This is a genomic window from Colwellia sp. M166 (assembly GCF_024585285.1).
Lineage (GTDB): Bacteria > Pseudomonadota > Gammaproteobacteria > Enterobacterales > Alteromonadaceae > Cognaticolwellia.
In genome coordinates, this window is record NZ_CP040755.1 from 3,376,919 (window position 1) to 3,399,005 (window position 22,087).

Here is a 22,087-nt window from a genome sequence, read left to right on the forward strand (position 1 = left end):
TAGCGACAGTAATTAACCATGTTAGTTACTGTTTAATACAGTAAGTTTGAGGGAAGTAGATGAAATTTCTACACTGCCCCCGCAACGGTGAATCACGTTATTTTTGTATAGCGTAATCAGTCCGAGCACTTGAATTTACTTAATTACACCACGTATAAACGTGGTAAAACATATGATGCGGTGGGCATCATTAATGAGGTCATATGAACATTAAGCAAAATAACTTTTTCAAAAAATCATTATTATCATTAGCTGTTGCTGGTGCAATGTCGACATCTTTTATCGCTTCAGCAAATACTGAAAGTGCAGATGACTTAGAAACAATCACAGTAACTGCGTCACGTTCACCAATGAATATTGCTGACTCATTAGCAAGCCAAGTGGTAATTACACGTGCTGAGATTGATCGTATTCAGCCTAAATCAGTACTAGATATTCTATCAACTGTTGCAGGTCTTGATATTTCAACTTCTGGCGGTCGTGGTCAAGCATCGTCAGTATATATGCGCGGTGCTAACTCTGGTCATACCCTTGTTTTATTAAATGGTGTTCGTATTAGCTCTGCAAGCTTAGGCTCTACTAACGTACAAAATATTGCTCCTGAATTGGTTGAGCGTATTGAAATTGTTAAAGGACCTCGAGCAGCACTCTGGGGATCTGATGCCATCGGTGGTGTTATTCAAATATTTACTCGCAAACTAAATAGTGGAGAACACTTCGTTAGTGCAAATGTCGGTAGCGAAGGTTACAGCATGATTAACGGCGGTGTTGGTATAGAACATGGCGATGGCTTTACGAGCTTAAGTGTTGAGCACGAAGAAAGTGATGGTTTTGATGCTAAAGATGATAATGAAACCGATGATGATGGCTATAGCTTTGACTCTTTTGCTATTAATGGTCAACAACAAATCGACAAATCATTAAGTTTAAATTGGTTAGCACAATTAGACAAAGGTGATACTGAATACGATAGCTCATTTGGTGCTAATGAAAGTGAAGTGAATAACCATGTATGGCAATTAGGCGCCAACTATAATTGGCAAGCTGGCGGTGTAAATAGCATCACACAATTCAGTGTTAGTCAAAACCGTACTTCTAACATTGGTTACGGTAATGGAACAAGCAAAAGTGATGGTACAAAATATGATTCGCGTCGTAACCAATATTCATTATTAAATAGTAGTGAGCTTTCTTCACAATGGCAATTGAACCTAGGTGCTGATTTATATCAGGAAGAGCTTAAAGGTGATGCTGAGTACGATAAAACTAAGCGTGACACGACAGGCGTATTTGCACATGCAATGTTTAATGATAATAAGTTATCTTATGAATTAGCTGCACGCTATGACGATGTCGAAGGTATTGATTCTGAAACTACTTTTAACACCAGTGTGGGTTATCAAGTAACACAAAGCACTCAATTAAGTGTTTCTGCAGGTACTGGTTTTAAAGCACCAACATTTAATGATTTATATTACCCATTGAATTTTGGTTATAAAGGCAATTCTGATTTAGTCTCTGAAACTTCGAAGAGCTATGAATTTAGTGTTAAAAGTCAATTTGATGCACTATCAATTGCTTTTAATCTTTACCAAACAGACATCGAAGATTTAATCGATTGGAGTGGCTCGGATAAAGATGGCAATGTAACACCTGTTAACGTTGATGATGTTGAAATTAAAGGTGCAGAACTTGGTGCTAATTATCAAGGTTTTGGTGGGGTACACCAATTTAATGTGAGCTACATTGAAGCTGAAGATGCATCTACTGGCAAGCAACTAGGTCGTCGTGCAAAAAATCATATAAGTTATCAATTCGATACTACACTTGCTAAGGCTGATTTATACGCTGAAATTCAATATAAAGGTAAGCGTTATGATTATCTTTTTGGTGGTACAGTTGTGAAGCTTGATAGTTATTCATTGGTGAACTTAGGTGTTAGTTATCCAGTTTCTGATAATATTAAGCTTCAGGCAAAAGTGAATAATGTGTTTGATGAAAACTACCAAACGTCAAGTGCATACTTTACTCAGGAACGTGTAGCGTACTTCGGTATTACTTACCAAAATTAATAGCCGCGCTGATAGTAATATATTAACTTAGAATGAAAAAGGCACCTGACGAGGTTAATGCCAGTCAGTTAAGCTAACTGGCATTTTTCTTTTTATGAGGGTATTTAGATGGTTTGGGTTTCACCCAGCGGGGATATTTTCTATCTTCCCGCCTCGTCGGAAGTTTGAATAAGAGCAGGGTTTTAAGTAAATGATCCCAATGCATAGGAATATTACCGGGGCTCATTATTGATATTGACGAAAAATACTGAACCACTGCCATCGAACTACTCGAGAAACTCAGCTGATTTGGCCATATACCTGTTTCTTTCGCCGCCATCGTCATAATTCTTCGTATTAAATTATAGGCGAGTAATACGCCCCATAGCTCCTGGCGAACCATATCAGGACGCTTACTTCTCAAATGGTATGCACTATTAAGCATCGTTTGTTTTATTTCCCTAAACCCGAGTTCTATCTCCCATCGATGGCAGTATAACTCAACAATTTCGTTGCCAGGAAACCGCAATCTATCTGTCATTGACGTTAATATGCGATAGCTTTTACCCTTTATTGTTTTACTGATTAATCTGGCGTTAATGATTTCAGGTACATCTGGAAAATTCTTTTGTGCATGCTTTGTTGTTTTCAATGCAATGATATGGTCATTTTTACCAACCGATGTGATAATTTCATACTGTAAGTCCGGTCTTGCTGGGATCAACCAATGTCGATCACTCCCCGTTTGGTGCCAACGATTAAGCATCCCAAGTGAATAATATCCTTTATCAAACATAGTAAGAGAGTTATCAGGTGTGCGTTCAATCAAACGCTCAGCTAGCTTCATTTCATTCGTTTTGTAATTATCAAACTCACTACTGAGTAGTTGATGACTGGTAAGCTCCATATGGCAGACCATACGGATTTGTGGAAAGGCTGTGTCACCATATTGGTTGCTGCCAGAAGAAAATGCTTTACGATTATCTGGGGTGTCAGGTGTTCGCCAGACCACACCGTCCACAGCCAATAGGTTCAAACCATTCCATGTTTCAAATTCGTGTTGTTTATACATTGCTTGTGCAGATTTATTGAAGACTTGTTTAACCGAATCATCGCCTAAGCGTTGTCTGGCTTGAACCATAGCACTGGGAGCAACAAGCTGACTCTTGCCAGGTAACATGATGTCTAACTTAGTGGCGATATTCCAAACAGACTCTTTTCTAAATAAAGCCATACCAATCACTGACCATAAAACCGCTTCCAGTGGTAGCCTACGTTTGCGAACCGTAGCAATGCCAGCCTTTTCAAAGCCTTGTTCAATGATTTCAGGAGAAAGGATTTCTGATAGTTTTTCGAAGGTATGGTATCGGTTACTTTCTTCAAGTGTCGTCTGTAGTGCTTGTTCAATATTCACAAAAAAATCCGTAGTTAGTTACCTAACTACGGATTTTGCATGATCTTTTGGATCGGTCAACCGATCGTTATCTTAACTGATCGGCATTAACCTGACGAGGTGCCTTTTTTATGTACAGGATGTACGGTATAACGCAGGTGCAAGGATGCACAGAAGCGTATATGTACAGGATGCACGGTCAGTTTTTTCGTTCCGGACAAAAACTAAGTACCTGCATCCATGCCGGCAATAATTCGTGTATAAGCTTGGCGGCAAGCACTCTCTAATCGCTTAAAATTCCCCATCACTGTAATGCCAAATCTGATCGTGTCTTTCTCGTCAGCAAGTCGGCAATAGACCCCTTGTTGGCAAAGGCTATGGTGAATTTTTTCAGCATGTTCTACTTGATGAAAACGTAAGGTGAGGAATAAATCACAGCCTTTAATATCAAGCAATAAAGCTTGAGAAAATACTTCATTAAGCATCTTTTCTTGCGCTTTCCTCAATGTTTTCAAACGTGACTTTTGCTCTATTTGCCAGCTGATATCAGCTAACGCTCGCTCGGCAATGATTTGTGCTGGTCCGTTTACTTGCCATGGCCCTAATAGGCTTGCAATGCTTTTACACCAAGTATTATCCGCAATTAAAAAGCCAATACGAATACCAGCTAAACCAAAGAACTTGCCAAATGAACGCAATACCATGACGTGACCACTGTTACTATCATTAGCAACATCGCTATCAAGGTTAGGGCTATAAGGTTGCTCCTTCGACATAACGTCCATAAAGGCTTCATCAAGTACTAATAAGCCGTTAAGTTGACTGAGCTTTTCATGATATTGCTTAATAATACTAGGCGTGAAAAACTGCCCTGTTGGGTTGTTAGGATTGATCGCCACTAGCACACTGTTTGGTAATAACGATGTAATGTCCGGTAATGACGCTTGATAGAAATGCAATTGATAACCTGCGGTTTTCCAAGCATGTGCATGCTCTTTATAGCCTCGTTCAGGTAGATAGACATTGCGTGCGTGAATATTTTTTTGCCGATATAGCTCAGGCAATGCTTTAATAATGGCTTGGCTGCCGTTAGTTACAACAAGTTGTGAACATTGATAATACTGTTTTGCAGCAGCAATTAATTCAGGATTTCGTTGTGGTAATTGTTGCCATGCGCTTAACGGGATATCAGGAATGGGATAGCTGAACGGCGCAATGCCAGTGGATAGATCTAACCAATCATTGGTTGAAATTTTATATTGCTCGGCAATCTGTTGTAACTGCCCACCATGAATTAAAGCCATTTTTTTCCTAGTAATAAACTATTGTAAGTGGACTTGGTATTAAATGAACGTGCAAAAAATATTTGTGATTAATTGCCAGATAAAAACCCAGGTAATTAACAGTAAACTAGCTCGGTTAACGACATGTAAACTCTGTACAATATCATCAATGCTAACGGCACGGCCTGCGCCTAAAGTGACAGAATGAACAACATTGCCATGGTATTGAGCGCTGCCACCTAATTTTATTGCCATAACGGTTGCGCCAGCGGCCATTACCCAGCCACCATTATGACTTTTATATTGCTTGCCTTGGCTATAGGCATTTTGAAGTGCTTTGGCAAAAAGTCGGTGCGGTAGACCTTGTATCGCATAGAGCAGCGCACAACATTTTCCTGAAATGAAGCCGAGTAAATCGTCGAGACGAGCACTGGCATAACCAAAATTTATAAAACGAGCGTTTTTATAGCCCCACATTGCATCTAAGGTATTGGCAAGCCTATGCAAAATTACCAGAGGTGCGCCGCCAATAAGGTAGTAAACAAGTGATGCGATAACCGCGTCATGGCCGTTTTCTAACATGGATTCAACCGTCGCTCTTGATATTTCCTGCTCGGTAAGTGCTGAAGTTTCTCGACTGACAATATAGCCGGTGAAGTGGCGAGCGTTATCAATATCGCCAGACTGTAGTGGCCGGTAAATCTGCATGGCATGTTGATATAAACTATTCAGTCCTATTGCTAAATAAAGTACCGTGGCATCGGCCATAATTTGCCCATACCAAGTTAACTGCTCAATGAGGAAATAATAAAGTACAGGTAATGGTAGTACCAATAAGCACCAAGCCATCGTGCCGAGTAGTTTTGCTTTTAGTACTGAACGGTCTTTGGTTGACACTTTTTCTATTGGAAGCGGATTAAGTCTTGCTGCCAGTTTATTGGCTAACCAGCCAAAGCCAACCAAGTAATGAAAATGTTTTGCTTCACCTAACGTTTTATCCAACAATAGTGCGATGAACAGCGTTAATACCAGACTAAATTCAGACAGTATTGCGATACTTTGTTGAAATATATTGTGTTGAAAAATATGCTCAAACAATGTTACTACTGCCTTAATATTTTCGGGGTTATAAAGCTTAGTTATCTTTAAATTAAAAGACCTAAAGCGCCTAACTAAACAGCTTGGTTATAGCGTTTTAGTTAGGCAGTTTATGTTGTTATAACTGCTCAACTAATTGAAATTGATTATCCTGATGGAGATAATTCAAGCTTAATAAGCAACCATTGTCGAAGAGTTGATAAGCATTACCCGTTGAATTTTCGCCTAGTCTTGCTAATAAGCAACGTAACGCTTCGCCATGAAAAATAACCAGTAAGTTTTTACTTTTGTGACTCAGTGCTAGCGACTTTAATGCTTGATAAATACGTTCACCGCATAGTATTGCGCTTTCTCCATTAACCGGTTTTAGTTCGGTAAATTGGTGTAATATTTCATGATAGTTTTTATCGTTCTTAATATCATTAACATGTTTACCTTGCCAATGACCTAAATCTCTTTCGACCAAGCTATCTAAACTCATCACGGGGGCATTTAATTGTTGCTGGCATATCGCCGCGCTTGCAATTGCTCGTCCTAGTGAGGAAGAAACAATGAGGTCTATTTTTTTGCTGATAAGTTGCGAGGCAACATTTTCTGACTGTTGTTTGCCTATAGCGGTTAGTTCACTGTCTAATTGCCCTTGAAAACGTTGTACTTTATTCCATTGGGTTTGTCCGTGACGAGCTAAATATAGCGTTGTTTTCATTTCTTAGCTCTATGCTGTAGCTGTTAAAATAGAATAATTGGCTGTGGAGAATAACTAAATCATTAACTTGATTCAATGCAATTGTTTTTTCTACACACTATTGCTCTGACAAGCATCCAGTAGAGGCAGGTAAAATGGTGTTATTTGTTGAATAACCGTTGCGCATGGCGTAATATCAGCGCAGATTTAGGTGTCTTGAGTTGCCGCGTTAATGAGATAAAATTTATCTGCTTAACACGGATGACAAAGATGAAACGTGAAACTGGTGAAATACCAGTACTGCCCCCGCAACGGTAACTGTGAGCAGCAACAAAACCACTGTATTAAATCACTACTTTATTTAACAAAATAGTGACGATATGGGAAGGTGTTGCAAGTGCGATGAACAGGAGTCCGGAGACCGGCCTAAAGCTATCACTCGACAACTGCGGTGGGCGGTAATTCAGAGAACAGTATACGGTCTGAGTTATTTTTTACGATCGCATGATGTATTAAAGCGCTACTTATCGTTGCTATTATTCATTACGTGACCACACCGCATACCGACTTTGATTTCCTACACCGTTAATATTCTATATATATTAGGCAGCGGAATCGTTATGAAATCAGACCACCAAAAATTACCTATTAACTTGTTTGTTGCCGTATTGGCAATATTAAGCTTTCTTATGTTAGCTACTCGTACACACCATTTTTCTAGCTTTAACCATTTGCCGAGTGCATCAATTGCTATTTTCTTTTTAGCTGGGATGTATTTGAGAAATATTAAAGCCTTTTGGTTCTTTTACATTCTGACTTTAACAATAGATCTCGCGTCATCTTATTATCGTGGTCAATTTGGTGACTGTATTACCACTTCATATCCAGCGTTAGTATTGAGCTACGGCGTTATGTTTACTGTCGGTTATTATACTCGTCCTAACTGGCAGCGAAGCGCCTGGCAAATCAACATTGTTAAAGTGGCGTTAGCGTTATTTATTGCCAGCTCAATTGCCTTCTTTATTTCAAATGGTAGCTATTACGCATTATCAGGTAAGTTTCCTGAGTTGTCTTGGGCTGAATACGCAACCCGCGTTGATAAATACTACTTTAAGTCTATTTCTAATCCTATTTTCTATGTGATTTCGGCGATCGTTATTGATTTTACCTTGAGTCATTTCTTTGCTGATAAAGCCATAGATACCAAAGTTAATAACTCGCTTTAATTTTTAGCTTGTTAAAAATAGTTTAATGAGAAGGATAGCTTAATGGCTTCTGCAAAAAAGCAAACATCACCAGTTGCAAACACCGCATTTAAAAATAAGCCTGAACATAAGCAAGGCAGTGGTGTTATGTGTTCAGCATTAATTATTGCTGCGCCGCATTCGGGCTCTGGAAAAACCACAGTAACAGCGGCTTTGGCTCGTTATCACCGCAACCAAGGTCGTACAGTAACGGTGTTTAAAGTTGGACCTGACTTTATTGACCCGATGATTTTACGCCAAGCTAGTGGTGAATTAGTTTATCAATTAGATCTCTGGCTCGTTGGCGAGAAAGGCTGTCAGGAATTGCTTTATCGTGCTGCACAAGAGTCTGATCTTATTCTGATTGAAGGCGTCATGGGCTTGTTTGATGGCAACCCGAGTAGTGCGGACCTAGCTGAGTACTTTAACATTCCAGTGCTAGGGGTTATCGATGCTAAAGCGATGGCACAAACCTTTGCCGCGGTGACGTTTGGCTTAGCAAAGTTTAGAAAAAACTTACCTTTTTCTGGCGTAATTGCCAACCGTGTGAATAGCGAGCGTCATATCGAGTTGCTAAGTGAAGGCTTTCCAGAAGAGTTTCGTTTTTATGGCCGTTTACCAAAAGATGAAACTATTACCTTACCAGCACGTCATTTAGGCTTAGTGTTGGCACAGGAATTATCCGATATTGATGCGCAACTTGATCGAGCTGCAGGTCATATCGCTAATACCGATCTAACTGAGTTACCTGAAAAAGTAGAATTTTTTGCAAGTCATACCAATAGCGATGAAATCATGACTAAGCAAGCATTGCTCGGCACACGCATTATTATTGTGCGAGATAATGCTTTTAGTTTTATTTACGCGGCTAATATTGCTTTTTTACAACAAGCAGGCGCAGAGCTAGTTTATTGTTCAGCATTGACCGATGAACACCTGCCTGACGGTGATGTTTTATATATTCCGGGTGGTTATCCTGAGCTCTATATTGAACAGTTAATGGCGAATGTCACTTTTCTCGATGATGTTAAAGGTTTTGCTGCTAGTAATAAGCCTATTATTGCTGAGTGCGGCGGCATGATGTATTTACTTGAGCAACTTACCGATATGTCAGGGCAAGAGTTTTCGATGCTGGGTTTATTGCCAGGTAAGGCGGTTATGCAGAAAAAAGTCGCCGCTATCGGTTCACAGTGGGTTAATTTAACCGGTTTTGGTAAAGGGATTGATGGCAGCCTTGTCGACAATGGTGCTCACGATACTGACAACATAATGCGCGGGCATAGCTTTCACTATTCTGCTGCTGAAATTGATTTAGAGCCTAGTGGTCAAACGACACATCATCCAAGTGAACGGGCCGGAGAATTTGTTTACCAACATAACAACATTCTTGCGTCTTATATGCATTGGTATTTACCTAGCAACCCAAGTTTAACACTGCGTATTTTTAATAAAACGCGATGTTTTTAATTCGCTCTTCAAATTTTATCTAGCAAAGCTTGGTTAATATTATTCTATTAATTAAGCTGTTAGTCCCTGTTTTATGAGAGTTTTCATGACAAGTTTTATGTGTAGCAAATCAGCTATAAGATCTTTTATCAGCGCATCAAAAAGACAGTCTATCTGTAATGCTTATTTTGCTATAACGTTATTTTTTGTTGTTTTTATTAATAGTTTCACACTTAATGCAGCCGAATTTAAGGTGTTGGCATTAGTGTCAGACCGGTCAGCTGTGAGCATGGTAGCAGGAGCACATCAGTTTTTAGCAATGCAGGAAATAGCGAAAACCGGTATTACTATTCGCAGTGTTAGCCAACTGAATCAATTAACCAATAGCCAGATACAGCAGTTAATAAATAAGCATCAAGCATTACTTGTTGCGGGGGTTTTTGGTGAATCTGTCGAGCGCTTACTCACCTTAAAATACCAATCGCAACAAACAAGACTTATGCTGAATACCGATAGGCGTTTAATGGCTTTACACCATGATAAACAAGGTGGCCGCACAGCTGATTTGCCTAAGGAACAATTATTAAGCCTGATGACGGCACTTGATAAAAATAATTATCTATCGGCATTAGCAGATAAACAGCAACAGTGGCCACAATTTTCTTATTGGCTACAAGCGCGCGCTTATTGGCAAAATCGAGGTAAAGAAAATTTGGGGCATTTGTTTGAATGGTTGCAACAAATAGCACAGCCTCAGCTTACTAATGGCAATGATATGTTATTAGCACAAGCGCCAAAAATTTTACCACTACAACCGATACGTTTTTATTGGCAAGAACAACTGATTAGTAAAGCTGCTTTAACGAGTAATATTGCTAAAAACATAGCTAAGCCTGTGGTTTTTATTATTGATCATGATACTGGCGATCAACCGGGACAATGGCAGCTGCATCAGCAACTATGTCAAATACAATGGCAGTGTGTATCTGTACTTGCCGGTTGGGGAAAAGCTAGCGAACAAGCGATTGAAACGATTCGACAGTTAAAAACCACACAACCATTGGCAATCATTGCTTTGCAAGACTTTGTTATTGGTGGTGGCGAAGGTCGCGAAGCGGTAACTAAAAAGTTTAATGCGTTAAATATTCCAGTGTTTAAAGGTATTCGCGTGACAGAGCTCAGCGCCTTAGCATATCAACTTTCACCAACAGGTTTACCGAGTGACAGTGTGCATTATCGTGTCGCTATGCCTGAATTACAGGGCATTTCTCAGCCACATGTTCTGGCTTTAGCTTCAAGTGCTAAGCTAGACTCATTAACGGGTGCTAGTTTGTCTATCAGCCAAGTTTTAACATCGGAAGTTGAACGTTTACAGGCACGTGTAACCGCTTGGTTAGCACTGAGAATAACGGAAAATGCCGATAAAAAAGTGGCTATTGTTTATTATAACCATCCTCCTGGACGACATAATATTGGTGCTGATAATTTGGATGTACAGCAGTCATTATGGCAAATACTATTAGCGTTAAAAGCACAAGGTTATGATCTTGGTCCTGAGGCTGACTTTCCTCATTCTGCCGATGAATTACTTGATATATTACAATTAAAAGCGGTTAACTTACCGCAAGATGCTGGCGCGCTGAATAAAATGTCGCCGTTGATTAATAAGATGTCAGCAAGTGAATATCAAGGCTATTTTGATACTTTGCCTGACATGGTTAAAGCTGAAATGATCGAAGGGCCATTAGGATATTTACATGCGCAAGTTAACGATTATCTTTTTGCCAACGGAAAAACTGAGCTCGAAAAGTTACCTGCAGTAGAGCGCAGCTCAGTATTAAAAGCTTTACTCGAAAATGTTGCAAGCACTTCGGTTGATTTACACCATGCGCTTGATGGTATTCGACACAAAGGTCGTGCCCGGGCTTTAGGTTTACTGTCACAACTAACTGATAAATATGAAGATTTAATTACTTTAAGGTTGAAGGGTAATGAGCTGGCAGCAACGCAATGGCAAGAAGCCAAGGGACTTAAAGATGCACTGATTGCTATGCAAATTGAAGGTATTCGTGGTTGGGGGCAAGTACCAGGAAAGACCATGGTATGGAACAATAAAATACTGCTGCCGGGTGTACAATTTGGCAATGTGTTTTTAGGGCCGCAACCGCCACGAGGTTGGGAGCTAAATGAAGAGCTTTTACATGCCAATATGACCTTTCCACCACCGCATCAATATTTGGCGTTCTATTATCATTTACGTGATGTTTTCAAAGCTAATGCCATCGTGCATTTAGGTCGCCATTCAACTTATGAGTTTTTACCCAAACGTGCCGTTGGCTTATCAGCAAGTGATTACCCTGCATTAATTATTGAGAGTATTCCCAGTATTTATCCTTACATTGTTGACGGTGTAGGTGAGGGCATACAAGCTAAACGTCGCGGTATTGCCGTTATGCTCGATCATTTGACCCCGCCTTTAGCAACAACTGAACTTTACGATGGTTTGTTGCAATTACGCCAGCTAATTGAAAGTGCAGAAGCGGCGTCGAATCAAGACACCAAGAAAAAAGCCATTAAGGCGCTGCGCCATAAAATTCAAGTGCTGAATTTAACCGATGAACTTGTTGCCAGTATGGATGAAGAGTTACAGGTACGCGGTATCGGTTTTGGCGAGGTTGATGATGATTTTTTGTTGCATGAAGTCGGGCATTATCTGACTAAATTACAAGAAGATTTTATGCCCTTAGGTTTGCATGTTTATGGCAAGGACTGGCAAGAAGACGCCATTGACACCATGATGACCTCAATTGAAAAAGGCGAATTAAATTTTACTAAGCATCAGAGAAATGAAATTAAACAGAACCTGATTAAATCGCCAAAAAGTGAAATGTCAGCGTTTTTGAATGCTTTAAATGGTGGTTTTGTTGCGCCAGGTAAAGGCAATGATCCCATTCGTACACCTGACGCTTTGCCAACTGGCCGTAATTTTTATGCCTTAGATGGCAGTTTGATCCCCTCACAGCTAGGTTTTGCTACTGGCCAGCAGTTAGCCAATAAAGCGAGAGCAGAAAACCCTATTGTGGATAAAACTCATAAAGAAGCGGTAATTTTATGGGCTTCTGATGCGGTACGTGATGAAGGTGCCATGATTGCGTTTGGTATGGATATGCTCGGGGTGAAACCGGTGTGGAATCGTCGTGGTATTTTAAAGTCTCTGCAGTTAATTGCACTTGATGATGAACGTGCAGAACGTCGCGATATTGTTTTTACCACTTCAGGACTATTTAGAGATTTATATGCTCAACAGTTAGCTTGGCTTGACCGTTCAGTATTGCTAGCGCTTGCGGCAAGTAAACATGTGATAGCACGCGATCATCCGGCGTTAATGATGGCGCTTAACTCAGCGTTGCAGCCAGTAGAGCACATGTTAGCGCAACAAAAACATGAATTTAACGAGAGCTTAGCTAACAATATGGTTGCCAGTAATTGGTTGCGTGAGGCCCAAGCGCTATTACGTGCGAACGGCAACATAAGCCCTGAATTATTAGGTCGCCAAGCAAGTTATCGTATTTTTGGTACTGCTCCTGGCGCTTATGGCGCAGGTATTAATCGCTTAGCTGAGCGTTCAGGGGCATGGCAAGAACGAAAACAATTAGGTGAAGCCTATATCAAACGTATGAGTCATGCTTACGGCGTGCCTAATGAAAATGTTGCTATGGGCAGTAATGTCCAAGCACTTTTTCGTCAGCAACTTGCCCATGTCAATAGCACGTATCTAGGGCGTGCTAGTAATCTGTATGGCTTAATTGATAATAATGATGCCTATGATTATCTCGGTGGTTTGAATTTAGCGATAGAAACTATTGCAGGCAAGCAACCCGACAGCTTTGTTATTTCACATGCCAATAATCAGCAATTATCTATTGACCCATTACAAACTGCTTTGTTATCTGAACTACGCGGACGATTTTTAAATCGTCAGTGGATTCAGCCGTTAATGAAACAAGGCTATGCGGGTGCAAGAACCATGGGCAGTGAGTTCATCGAAAACTTGTGGGGTTGGCAGGCGACAAGCCCAGAGATTATTAAATCTTGGGTTTGGCAAGATTTAAAAGCGATTTATATTGATGACAGCTTAGAAATTGGCCTAGATGAGTTTTTACAAGAAAAACACAATGTACATGTACAGAGTAATATCTTAGCGGTAATGTTAGTGGCAATTGAAAAAGGTTTTTGGCAAGCATCACAACAAACACAAACTGAGCTTGCAGAAAAATTTGCCAAAAATATTGTCGAAAATGGTATTCCAGGTAGTGGTCATACTCATGCTAACCATCCGATTTATGACTTTATAAAGCCAATGTTATCAGCGCAGCTGAATCGTCAGTTAGCTGAGGTGTTAGCCGCGGCAAATCATACCCCTGAAGGCGATGTTGGTAGTGGTGTACAACATATTCAGGAAATTAGTACTGAGCTGGAACAACAGCGCAATGAAGCGTCAAAATCTGAGGCGAAGAGAGCATCAAACGATAAAGCTGCAGATCGACAAAAAAACGATTCAAAAGAGAGTGCTAATGAACAGCTTGTTGAACAAGACCATTTATTATTGGGCTTAACTGTGTTGATATTGCTACTAATTTTAGCTGGTTATATGCGTTCTCGTCGTCAATTATCAAAAATGGAGCATTAATATGTTGTATGGTTTTTCCTTAGAATTAATGCATTTAATCACCTCATGGCTACTTCAACCTGTGGTGTGGGGGTTATTGTTTTTTACGGCGTTGGCCATTTATGAATTTGGTTTAGCTATTGGTGAGCGCTTCTCTGTTATTCCAGCGTTAGTGGCTGAAAAACAAAAACGTCAGCTGATTGAACAAGGTAAAAAGCGCATTGAACGCGCAGATTTTATCACCCGTATTGCGCCAATGCTTGGTTTAATGGGCACCTTGATCCCTTTAGGCCCTGGATTATCAGCATTGGGCACAGGTGATATCAGTATTTTAACCACCGCAATGACAGTTGCATTTGATACCACTATCATTGGCTTACTCGCCGGTGTGATGGGCTTTGTATTGGGAAGAATGCGCAGACGTTGGTATGATAATGCCATGCAACGTTTAGATGATGAAAATAGCACTAACCTAGCTGCGACAACAGTTTTGTCGAATGATGAACCAACTTTAACAACAGGTGCTTAAGCAATGAGCGATGCATGGCGTAGCAGTCAATTTGATAGCCAAGAGCAAGAACCATTAGGGCCTCTGGCTAATTTGATTGATATAATGTTAGTTTTTGCTTGTGGCTTAATCGCCGCTTTAGTGGCGCTTAGTCCTGAATTAGAGCAACACTTTCAGATAAATAAAGCAGACAGTGCCGCTCAGGTGCAGCCGGTAAATTCAGTCGGTAAAGAACTGAGTACAGCACCTGAGGCGCTAAAGAATAAATTGCAAAGCCAAGAGGGCTATCAGTCAATGGGGCAAGTGTATCGCGACCCAGAAACTGGCAAGCTGATCCTGATCAGTAATGAATAGCCAGTCATCACTGTTAGTCACAAATCACAATAAATACAATTGTCGCGTATGTACCGACAGCTATGAATAGAGAGAGCAAAACAATGAACGATATTGAACAGCAAGCAGCGTTAGTAAAAGCCAAAGAGCAAAAGCATATTGAGCGTCAGAAAAAAATTAAAGCCGGTGTTGATGAGCGTGTAGCGCAAGCCACAGAAGAACGCGGGGTATTAGTTGTTATTACTGGCAACGGTAAAGGCAAAAGCACTTCAGGTTTTGGCACGGTATTACGCGCAATTGGTCATGGTCAAAAGGCCGGTATTGTGCAATTTATCAAAGGTTCGAAATGGGAATGTGGCGAAATGAATATTTTAAAGCAATTTCCTATTCAGTATCATGTTATGGGAACTGGTTTTACTTGGGAAACCCAAAGTACTGAAACTGATATTGCCGCAGCGAAAGTGGCGTGGCAAAAAAAGTAAAGCAATGCTCAGTGATGAAAACCTTGATATTGTGTTACTGGATGAAATGACCTACATGGTCAAATATGGTTACATTGAACTTGATGAAATTATTGAAGCATTAAATAATCGTCCTAAGATGCAGCACGTATTGATCACAGGACGTGCATGTCATCGACGATTAATTGAATTGGCTGATACGGTATCTGAAGTACAACCGATTAAACATGCCTTTAAAGCCGGCGTAAAAGCGCAAAAAGGGTTGGATTGGTAATTGCGCTTATAGGATGCATGAAACAGCATTGATGCTCAGAGATAAGTCAAGACGATAAATAATTAGCATACTTTTTTGCTCTCCTTTGCTTTTTAATATGAGCAAGAAAAAGAGCTTATCTAGTTATCCATATTTATTTTGATTTGCTGCTTATTTGTACAGTTAAATGCGTTTTCCTGCTTTCATCCAATAAAGAGGAAATATTCTCGTTTATGTCTTTAGCATAACGAAATGTTTTATTAGTAACTTATTGTAGATAGTGAACAAATCGGGTATGTTTTGATTATCGTGAAATATGAAAGAAGGATTTTTCCCTTGTTTAAACAAAGATTTTTTCCTCATAATAAGCTGTTAGGCTCTATAAGGACGTTCCTTCAATGACTGAAGTAGAAATAAAAAAACGAGAACTAGCGGCTCTAGAATCCATTAAAGCAGCCTTTGGCACCGAGGAAGATGAGTATGGTGCAACAATGTTTGTATCTCATCATATAGAAGAAATTGAACCTGAGTATTGGTTAAAGCATTTGGGTACAGCAAAGCCTGAACCAAAGAGTGTTTTAAGTATCCTTCAATTCAAGGATCATTGGGATGATGATTGTGTTTTTGATTTTACTCTTCCAGAAGATGAAACTGACTATGTGATAAGTGTTCGCTTCGGAGAAGATGGTAAAATCGAAGAAATCTCAATGGAAAGTTAAAGGTAAACTGAGTGTTTAATATAAAGCCTAACCAAAAGCTCAAACGGACAAAATATGCTGTCATTCTTTTTGCAAAAACACGCAAAAAAACTGCCATCATATTTTGCCGTTTAGCTAGGCGTTAGGTGTGCTAAATCCTTGTATTTGTAGTTTATATTTCAAAGGACTGTAGGTGCTCGAACCAAATTCAGTGCAAAAGTTAAGTTCAGAAAGCACCTTAATTTATTAAGCTTGAGTTGTGGGGCAGCCCACATTAACGGTTGGATTAAGCGTTTAAAGTTCTTCGCTTCGGTCTTCGTGCAAGCACGCTAGAGTGGAGTAAAAATCAAGGTGTGGATCACGGGAATAAGAGCCTTTGGAATAAAGGTCAAAGTCTGAAGTGACTTCCACACCTAATAAATAAAGGATAGGTTGCGCGCAGCCGCAACTTAATCCTGTTGTTGAACAAGCCCGGTGTTGGTGCGTACTCTTTATAAGTAAATAAATAAAACTAAGATGGGTTGTCTGTTGGCGGTGCCTCTAAGCGGTGATTTTCAGGCCAAGCGCAGCTACTATCACTAAACAGAGTTTGGTAATATAGTAACGCAACAATTTGTTTTTTCTTATATTTATTATCCTCACTTTGTGACTGTTTAGGGCGCAACAATTCCTTTTGCTTAGGCACTTCCTTGTTTTATATCGTATGACCCATAATGACGCGATGACCTCGTCGCATTAGGTATAGCGTCATTTGAGTGGCACAATTAGGGCAACAAACGCCTTTTTTAGGTAATGTTTCACTGGGCGCTAACACCACGTTAAGCAGTAACTGTAACCGCTTTAACGTACGGTTAGCATTGCCATGTAAAAAACCATAATTGCGTGCTCGTCGAAAACCGCTAGGCAGTACATGTTGTAGTACTCGCCATAAAAAGGCCGTAGCGTGCTCGGTGATGGTTTTAAACTGTTTCGTTTTACTTTCTTTATATTGAAACGTCACTCGGTCATGCTTAATCGAGAGTAGGTTGTTTTCATTCACCACCCCACGATAGAGGTATCTAGCAAGGTAGGTTAACGCACTATCGCCTTTCCCTACGTGCTGACAATCAGCTACCCACGAACTAGAGGTTTTAGCCGGGAGATAATAACCAGACGCACACAGTAGCGCGATGAATTTTCCTCGAAACACCTTGGCTAAGTTATCGGCTTTAAAAAGGTATTTCCCTGATTTTGTTTGCCACTGTTTTCTCGATTTATCTAACCCGCCTGCGGGTACCACAAGATGAATGTGAGGGTGAAACTCAAGTCGCCTGGAGTGCGTGTGCAACACCGCAATGAGGCCATTATTTTCCCCAAGCTGTTTATCTCGTTTAAAAAAAAGCGTCTAGGGTTTGTTTAGCGGCAGTGAACATCGCTTGATAAGCCCACTTTTGGTGAGTCCAAATAAAATGACGACATTGATAGGGTAACGTGAACGTTACTAAATAATAATCTACAGGCAACAATTTTTGTTGTTGCAACGTTAACCAATCACTATTGCTCTTATGTTGGCAAGCCGGACAGTGTCGATGGCCACATGAAGGATGAAAGGTGCTGTTGGTTTGACAATCATCACAATGATACAACATTGCCCCTGCTTGTGGGGTATGGCACGCCATGATTTTTGTGAGTGCCTGATGGTGTACTCCTTTCATTTGTTTCGCGTATTTTTGGGTAAATTCATCTTGATACTGTCTGGCTATCTGGGCGAGTTCAATCATCACGCTGCTCCCGCCAAGTAATGTTAAGCGAGTCAACGATATCATTGAGCATAAGTGTACTGTTTTGCGCGACTTCCTCTGTCATGCGGGTATAAAGCGCGGTTGTTTTGGGGCAAGCGTGACCTAGAAAAACTTGAATAGAGCGCAAACTCGCGCCACGCTCAAGCATATGGGTGGCAATAGAGTGTCTCAGCGTATGCACGTGAACATTTTTAGTTATGCCACAGGCGTTAGCGACAAGTTTAATGGTTTTTTGTATACCGCCTTTGTCCATGACCAGCGTTTTGTCTTGTCGAATATGTGGTGGCTTCCCCCAGGAAACAACAAACTGGGATGACGGTGTGTTTTCCAATAATGACGTAATGCCAACAAGGTTGCTTGTGGCAAAGGAACGAAACGGTCTTTTTTGTTTTTGGTATAACGTAAATGCACTTGCATTAAATGACGATCAATATCAGCAATCGTTAAATTTAAGGTTTCAGATAAGCGCAACCCTAAACTATAAGTGGTTAAGTAATACACTTGGTATCGTAATTGACGCGTGGTATTAATAATTGCAGCGACTTCAGATAAGGATAAAACATCCTGAAGTGCTTGAACTTTAGGGGGGCTTAACAATATCAACCCATTGCCAAGGGCGCTGTAGCACGTGTGTGTATAAAAACTGAATAGCACAACGGGTGATTTTAACGTGACTCCATGATTTATTCTCAACGAGGTACAGGAAGTAAGTTTTCAGCGCTTCAACCGTCAAGTCGTCTGGGCAGGTATCAAAGAAAGTGGCTGTTTGCCTAATACATCGACTGTAACAGTCAATAGTTTTGTCACTTTTTCCTTGTAAGGTCAGTTCGTTAAGGTAAGATTGAACCAATAAATTGAAACGAGCTTGCTCGGTGATATTCATAAGGTACTCCTCAAGACTGCCGACATTGACAGTTAAGGTAAGTACAGATTACTTTTGTTTTTTCTGCCGCAAAGCGGCTTCGTTCAACAAGGGTTTTCAAGTCGGACAAATTACAGTTGGCTTTTTGTTCGTGCCTCACTTATTTTAGCCAACAGCAATTTGCCGCTTAAAACGGCGTTAGCTATACAAGGAAGATTCATATCAAACTTATAGTATTCTTTGCACTTCTTTATCCTTCACTCGTATATGCAGGAAAAGTTTTAGATCAATTTCCAGATACAATAGATCCCAATAAAAAATATGTATTTTATTCACATGGAAAAATTGTTGAAGGAAAAAATACTAATCCAATAAGCCCCCGTTGGGGAGAATATGACTTCCCAAAAGTTAAAGAAGCTCTTTCAAGTGACAACTACACACTTATTGCGTATCACAGACCTAAAAATACTAACCCTAGGGAGTTTGCATTTAAATTATCTAGTGACGTTAAAAAACTAATTTCTCTTGGTGTTAAGCCACAAAATATATCACTAGTAGGCTTTTCTCGTGGTGGTGAAATTACGATTTTAGCTTCAAAGGACTTAAGAAATCCAAAAGTTAACATTATTCTTCTAGCTAGCTGCGCTAGCTTTATGCTAGATAGAGATGCTTTTAAAGTCTACGGTGTAGTGCATTCAATTTATGAAACATCTGATATGGTTGGTTCGTGTCAGTTCTTGATCAACCAAAGCTCTAATGTGAGTTCATTTAATGAAATCTCTATAAGTACAGGAAAAGAGCATGGGGCGTTTTTCAAACCTATTTCAGAGTGGGTTAAACCAGTTAAAAATTGGCTTGGTTAAATGTATAGCTAATAAATAAAGGATAGGTTGCGCGCAGCCGCAACTTAATCCTGTTGTTGAACAAGCCCGGTGTTGGTGCGTACTCTTTATAAGTAAATAAATAAAACTAAGATGGGTTGTCTGTTGGCGGTGCCTCTAAGCGGTGATTTTCAGGCCAAGCGCAGCTACTATCACTAAACAGAGTTTGGTAATATAGTAACGCAACAATTTGTTTTTTCTTATATTTATTATCCTCACTTTGTGACTGTTTAGGGCGCAACAATTCCTTTTGCTTAGGCACTTCCTTGTTTTATATCGTATGACCCCTAATGACGCGATGACCTCGTCGCATTCGGTATAGCGTCATTTGAGTGGCACAATTAGGGCAACAAACGCCTTTTTTAGGTAATGTTTCACTGGGCGCTAACACCACGTTAAGCAGTAACTGTAACCGCTTTAACGTACGGTTAGCATTGCCATGTAAAAAACCATAATTGCGTGCTCGTCGAAAACCGCTAGGCAGTACATGTTGTAGTACTCGCCATAAAAAGGCCGTAGCGTGCTCGGTGATGGTTTTTAAACTGTTTCGTTTTACTTTCTTTATATTGAAACGTCACTCGGTCATGCTTAATCGAGAGTAGGTTGTTTTCATTCACCACCCCACGATAGAGGTATCTAGCAAGGTAGGTTAACGCACTATCGCCTTTCCCTACGTGCTGACAATCAGCTACCCACGAACTAGAGGTTTTAGCCGGGAGATAATAACCAGACGCACACAGTAGCGCGATGAATTTTCCTCGAAACACCTTGGCTAAGTTATCGGCTTTAAAAAGGTATTTCCCTGATTTTGTTTGCCACTGTTTTCTCGATTTATCTAACCCGCCTGCGGGTACCACAAGATGAATGTGAGGGTGAAACTCAAGTCGCCTGGAGTGCGTGTGCAACACCGCAATGAGGCCATTATTTTCCCCAAGCTGTTTATCTCGTTTAAAAAAAAGCGTCTAGGGTTTGTTTAGCGGCAGTGAACATCGCTTGATAAGCCCACTTTTGGTGAGTCCAAATAAAATGACGACATTGATAGGGTAACGTGAACGTTACTAAATAATAATCTACAGGCAACAATTTTTGTTGTTGCAACGTTAACCAATCACTATTGCTCTTATGTTGGCAAGCCGGACAGTGTCGATGGCCACATGAAGGATGAAAGGTGCTGTTGGTTTGACAATCATCACAATGATACAACATTGCCCCTGCTTGTGGGGTATGGCACGCCATGATTTTTGTGAGTGCCTGATGGTGTACTCCTTTCATTTGTTTCGCGTATTTTTGGGTAAATTCATCTTGATACTGTCTGGCTATCTGGGCGAGTTCAATCATCACGCTGCTCCCGCCAAGTAATGTTAAGCGAGTCAACGATATCATTGAGCATAAGTGTACTGTTTTGCGCGACTTCCTCTGTCATGCGGGTATAAAGCGCGGTTGTTTTGGGGCAAGCGTGACCTAGAAAAACTTGAATAGAGCGCAAACTCGCGCCACGCTCAAGCATATGGGTGGCAATAGAGTGTCTCAGCGTATGCACGTGAACATTTTTAGTTATGCCACAGGCGTTAGCGACAAGTTTAATGGTTTTTTGTATACCGCCTTTGTCCATGACCAGCGTTTTGTCTTGTCGAATATGTGGTGGCTTCCCCCAGGAAACAACAAACTGGGATGACGGTGTGTTTTCCAATAATGACGTAATGCCAACAAGGTTGCTTGTGGCAAAGGAACGAAACGGTCTTTTTTGTTTTTGGTATAACGTAAATGCACTTGCATTAAATGACGATCAATATCAGCAATCGTTAAATTTAAGGTTTCAGATAAGCGCAACCCTAAACTATAAGTGGTTAAGTAATACACTTGGTATCGTAATTGACGCGTGGTATTAATAATTGCAGCGACTTCAGATAAGGATAAAACATCCTGAAGTGCTTGAACTTTAGGGGGCTTAACAATATCAACCCATTGCCAAGGGCGCTGTAGCACATGTGTGTATAAAAACTGAATAGCACAACGGGTGATTTTAACGTGACTCCATGATTTATTCTCAACGAGGTACAGGAAGTAAGTTTTCAGCGCTTCAACCGTCAAGTCGTCTGGGCAGGTATCAAAGAAAGTGGCTGTTTGCCTAATACATCGACTGTAACAGTCAATAGTTTTGTCACTTTTTCCTTGTAAGGTCAGTTCGTTAAGGTAAGATTGAACCAATAAATTGAAACGAGCTTGCTCGATGATATTCATAAGGTACTCCTCAAGACTGCCGATATTGACAGTTAAGGTAAGTACAGGTTACTTTTGTTTTTTCTGCCGCAAAGCGGCTTCGTTCAACAAGCAATTAAAGTGGAACAAAAACAGTTGCCTCAGTTTCGCTTCGCTACACATTTTAGGCAACAATTTTTGTCCACTTAATGTGGGCGTTAGGTTTTTAGCAGGTATAGCAT

22 protein-coding genes, 1 pseudogene and 2 riboswitches are annotated in these 22,087 nt (G+C 40.4%); of the genes and pseudogenes, 9 read left to right on the forward strand and 14 right to left on the reverse strand.

Annotated features, from left to right (window positions below; genetic code table 11):
- The first annotated feature begins 5 nt into the window (after window positions 1–5).
- Window positions 6–150: riboswitch (cobalamin riboswitch) on the forward strand.
- A gap of 53 nt (window positions 151–203) precedes the next feature.
- Window positions 204–2,072 (forward strand): TonB-dependent receptor domain-containing protein, encoded by a 1,869-nt coding sequence (locus FGD67_RS15210; RefSeq protein ID WP_257171960.1) that lies wholly within the window; start codon window positions 204–206, stop codon window positions 2,070–2,072.
- Between the two features lie 73 nt (window positions 2,073–2,145).
- On the opposite strand, the gene FGD67_RS15215 is transcribed toward FGD67_RS15210, so the two are convergent.
- From FGD67_RS15215 to FGD67_RS15230, 4 genes are all read right to left on the reverse strand, one after another.
- Entirely contained in the window at window positions 2,146–3,465 is a 1,320-nt protein-coding gene (locus tag FGD67_RS15215) for an IS4 family transposase (RefSeq protein WP_373567779.1), read from the reverse strand.
- A 203-nt stretch (window positions 3,466–3,668) separates the two neighbouring features.
- Complete coding sequence (cobD, locus tag FGD67_RS15220; RefSeq protein WP_257171961.1) at window positions 3,669–4,748, reverse strand: threonine-phosphate decarboxylase CobD; 1,080 nt, start codon at window positions 4,746–4,748, stop codon at window positions 3,669–3,671.
- Between the two features lie 39 nt (window positions 4,749–4,787).
- A complete protein-coding gene (locus FGD67_RS15225; protein ID WP_257171962.1) occupies window positions 4,788–5,825 on the reverse strand; it encodes a CobD/CbiB family cobalamin biosynthesis protein in 1,038 nt (345 codons plus the stop codon).
- Between the two features lie 118 nt (window positions 5,826–5,943).
- Complete coding sequence (locus FGD67_RS15230; protein ID WP_257171963.1) at window positions 5,944–6,531, reverse strand: histidine phosphatase family protein; 588 nt, start codon at window positions 6,529–6,531, stop codon at window positions 5,944–5,946.
- A gap of 208 nt (window positions 6,532–6,739) precedes the next feature.
- Window positions 6,740–6,955, forward strand: a riboswitch (cobalamin riboswitch).
- A gap of 175 nt (window positions 6,956–7,130) precedes the next feature.
- Here FGD67_RS15230 and FGD67_RS15235 point away from each other — a divergent pair.
- From FGD67_RS15235 to FGD67_RS15265, 7 genes and pseudogenes are all read left to right on the forward strand, one after another.
- Window positions 7,131–7,736 (forward strand): hypothetical protein, encoded by a 606-nt coding sequence (locus tag FGD67_RS15235; protein WP_257171964.1) that lies wholly within the window; start codon window positions 7,131–7,133, stop codon window positions 7,734–7,736.
- Between the two features lie 42 nt (window positions 7,737–7,778).
- Window positions 7,779–9,221: a cobyrinate a,c-diamide synthase gene (locus FGD67_RS15240; protein ID WP_257171965.1), complete on the forward strand. Its 1,443-nt coding sequence runs from the start codon at window positions 7,779–7,781 to the stop codon at window positions 9,219–9,221.
- Window positions 9,222–9,489: 268 nt separating this feature from the next.
- Complete coding sequence (locus FGD67_RS15245) at window positions 9,490–13,890, forward strand: cobaltochelatase subunit CobN (RefSeq protein WP_257171966.1); 4,401 nt, start codon at window positions 9,490–9,492, stop codon at window positions 13,888–13,890.
- Window position 13,891: 1 nt separating this feature from the next.
- On the forward strand, window positions 13,892–14,398 hold the full coding sequence (locus FGD67_RS15250; RefSeq protein ID WP_257171967.1) for a MotA/TolQ/ExbB proton channel family protein: 507 nt from the start codon (window positions 13,892–13,894) through the stop codon (window positions 14,396–14,398).
- A 3-nt stretch (window positions 14,399–14,401) separates the two neighbouring features.
- The gene (locus FGD67_RS15255; protein ID WP_257171968.1) at window positions 14,402–14,731 is read left to right on the forward strand and encodes a DUF2149 domain-containing protein; all 330 of its coding nucleotides are present in this window, start codon (window positions 14,402–14,404) and stop codon (window positions 14,729–14,731) included.
- Window positions 14,732–14,814: 83 nt separating this feature from the next.
- Window positions 14,815–15,445: pseudogene (gene cobO / locus FGD67_RS15260) on the forward strand (cob(I)yrinic acid a,c-diamide adenosyltransferase).
- Window positions 15,446–15,822: 377 nt separating this feature from the next.
- Window positions 15,823–16,143 carry a DUF2004 domain-containing protein gene (locus FGD67_RS15265; protein ID WP_257171969.1) on the forward strand — a complete coding sequence of 107 codons (321 nt, stop codon included), beginning with the start codon at window positions 15,823–15,825 and terminating at the stop codon, window positions 16,141–16,143.
- 673 nt (window positions 16,144–16,816) lie between these two features.
- Here the strand turns inward: FGD67_RS15265 and FGD67_RS15270 are convergent.
- The 5 genes from FGD67_RS15270 to FGD67_RS15290 are packed head-to-tail and all read right to left on the reverse strand — an operon-like array spanning window position 16,817 to window position 18,786.
- A complete protein-coding gene (locus tag FGD67_RS15270; RefSeq protein WP_257171970.1) occupies window positions 16,817–17,452 on the reverse strand; it encodes a transposase in 636 nt (211 codons plus the stop codon).
- Window positions 17,453–17,492: 40 nt separating this feature from the next.
- Complete coding sequence (locus tag FGD67_RS15275; protein ID WP_257171971.1) at window positions 17,493–17,882, reverse strand: transposase zinc-binding domain-containing protein; 390 nt, start codon at window positions 17,880–17,882, stop codon at window positions 17,493–17,495.
- A complete protein-coding gene (locus FGD67_RS15280; protein WP_257171972.1) occupies window positions 17,875–18,156 on the reverse strand; it encodes a tyrosine-type recombinase/integrase in 282 nt (93 codons plus the stop codon). Before FGD67_RS15280 ends, FGD67_RS15275 begins: the two co-directional genes overlap by 8 nt.
- Entirely contained in the window at window positions 18,099–18,500 is a 402-nt protein-coding gene (locus FGD67_RS15285) for a tyrosine-type recombinase/integrase (protein ID WP_257171973.1), read from the reverse strand. Before FGD67_RS15285 ends, FGD67_RS15280 begins: the two co-directional genes overlap by 58 nt.
- Window positions 18,484–18,786, reverse strand: coding sequence for a site-specific integrase (locus FGD67_RS15290; RefSeq protein ID WP_257171974.1), 303 nt, complete (start codon window positions 18,784–18,786; stop codon window positions 18,484–18,486). The genes FGD67_RS15285 and FGD67_RS15290 overlap by 17 nt, the downstream gene beginning before the upstream one ends.
- A gap of 632 nt (window positions 18,787–19,418) precedes the next feature.
- Between FGD67_RS15290 and FGD67_RS15295 the strand changes: the two genes are divergently transcribed.
- Window positions 19,419–19,628, forward strand: coding sequence for a hypothetical protein (locus tag FGD67_RS15295; protein ID WP_257171975.1), 210 nt, complete (start codon window positions 19,419–19,421; stop codon window positions 19,626–19,628).
- 289 nt (window positions 19,629–19,917) lie between these two features.
- Here the strand turns inward: FGD67_RS15295 and FGD67_RS21935 are convergent, their stop codons facing one another.
- From FGD67_RS21935 to FGD67_RS15315, 5 genes are read right to left on the reverse strand one after another with little or no spacing between them, the layout of a single operon-like run.
- Window positions 19,918–20,211 carry a transposase gene (locus FGD67_RS21935; protein ID WP_373567885.1) on the reverse strand — a complete coding sequence of 98 codons (294 nt, stop codon included), beginning with the start codon at window positions 20,209–20,211 and terminating at the stop codon, window positions 19,918–19,920.
- Window positions 20,123–20,554, reverse strand: coding sequence for a transposase (locus FGD67_RS15300; RefSeq protein WP_257171976.1), 432 nt, complete (start codon window positions 20,552–20,554; stop codon window positions 20,123–20,125). Before FGD67_RS15300 ends, FGD67_RS21935 begins: the two co-directional genes overlap by 89 nt.
- 40 nt (window positions 20,555–20,594) lie before the next feature.
- Window positions 20,595–20,984, reverse strand: a complete 390-nt coding sequence (locus FGD67_RS15305; protein ID WP_257171971.1) for a transposase zinc-binding domain-containing protein — start codon at window positions 20,982–20,984, stop codon at window positions 20,595–20,597.
- On the reverse strand, window positions 20,977–21,258 hold the full coding sequence (locus FGD67_RS15310) for a tyrosine-type recombinase/integrase (protein ID WP_257171972.1): 282 nt from the start codon (window positions 21,256–21,258) through the stop codon (window positions 20,977–20,979). The genes FGD67_RS15305 and FGD67_RS15310 overlap by 8 nt, the downstream gene beginning before the upstream one ends.
- Window positions 21,201–21,887, reverse strand: a complete 687-nt coding sequence (locus tag FGD67_RS15315) for a site-specific integrase (RefSeq protein WP_257171977.1) — start codon at window positions 21,885–21,887, stop codon at window positions 21,201–21,203. Before FGD67_RS15315 ends, FGD67_RS15310 begins: the two co-directional genes overlap by 58 nt.
- Between the last annotated feature and the right edge of the window lie 200 nt (window positions 21,888–22,087).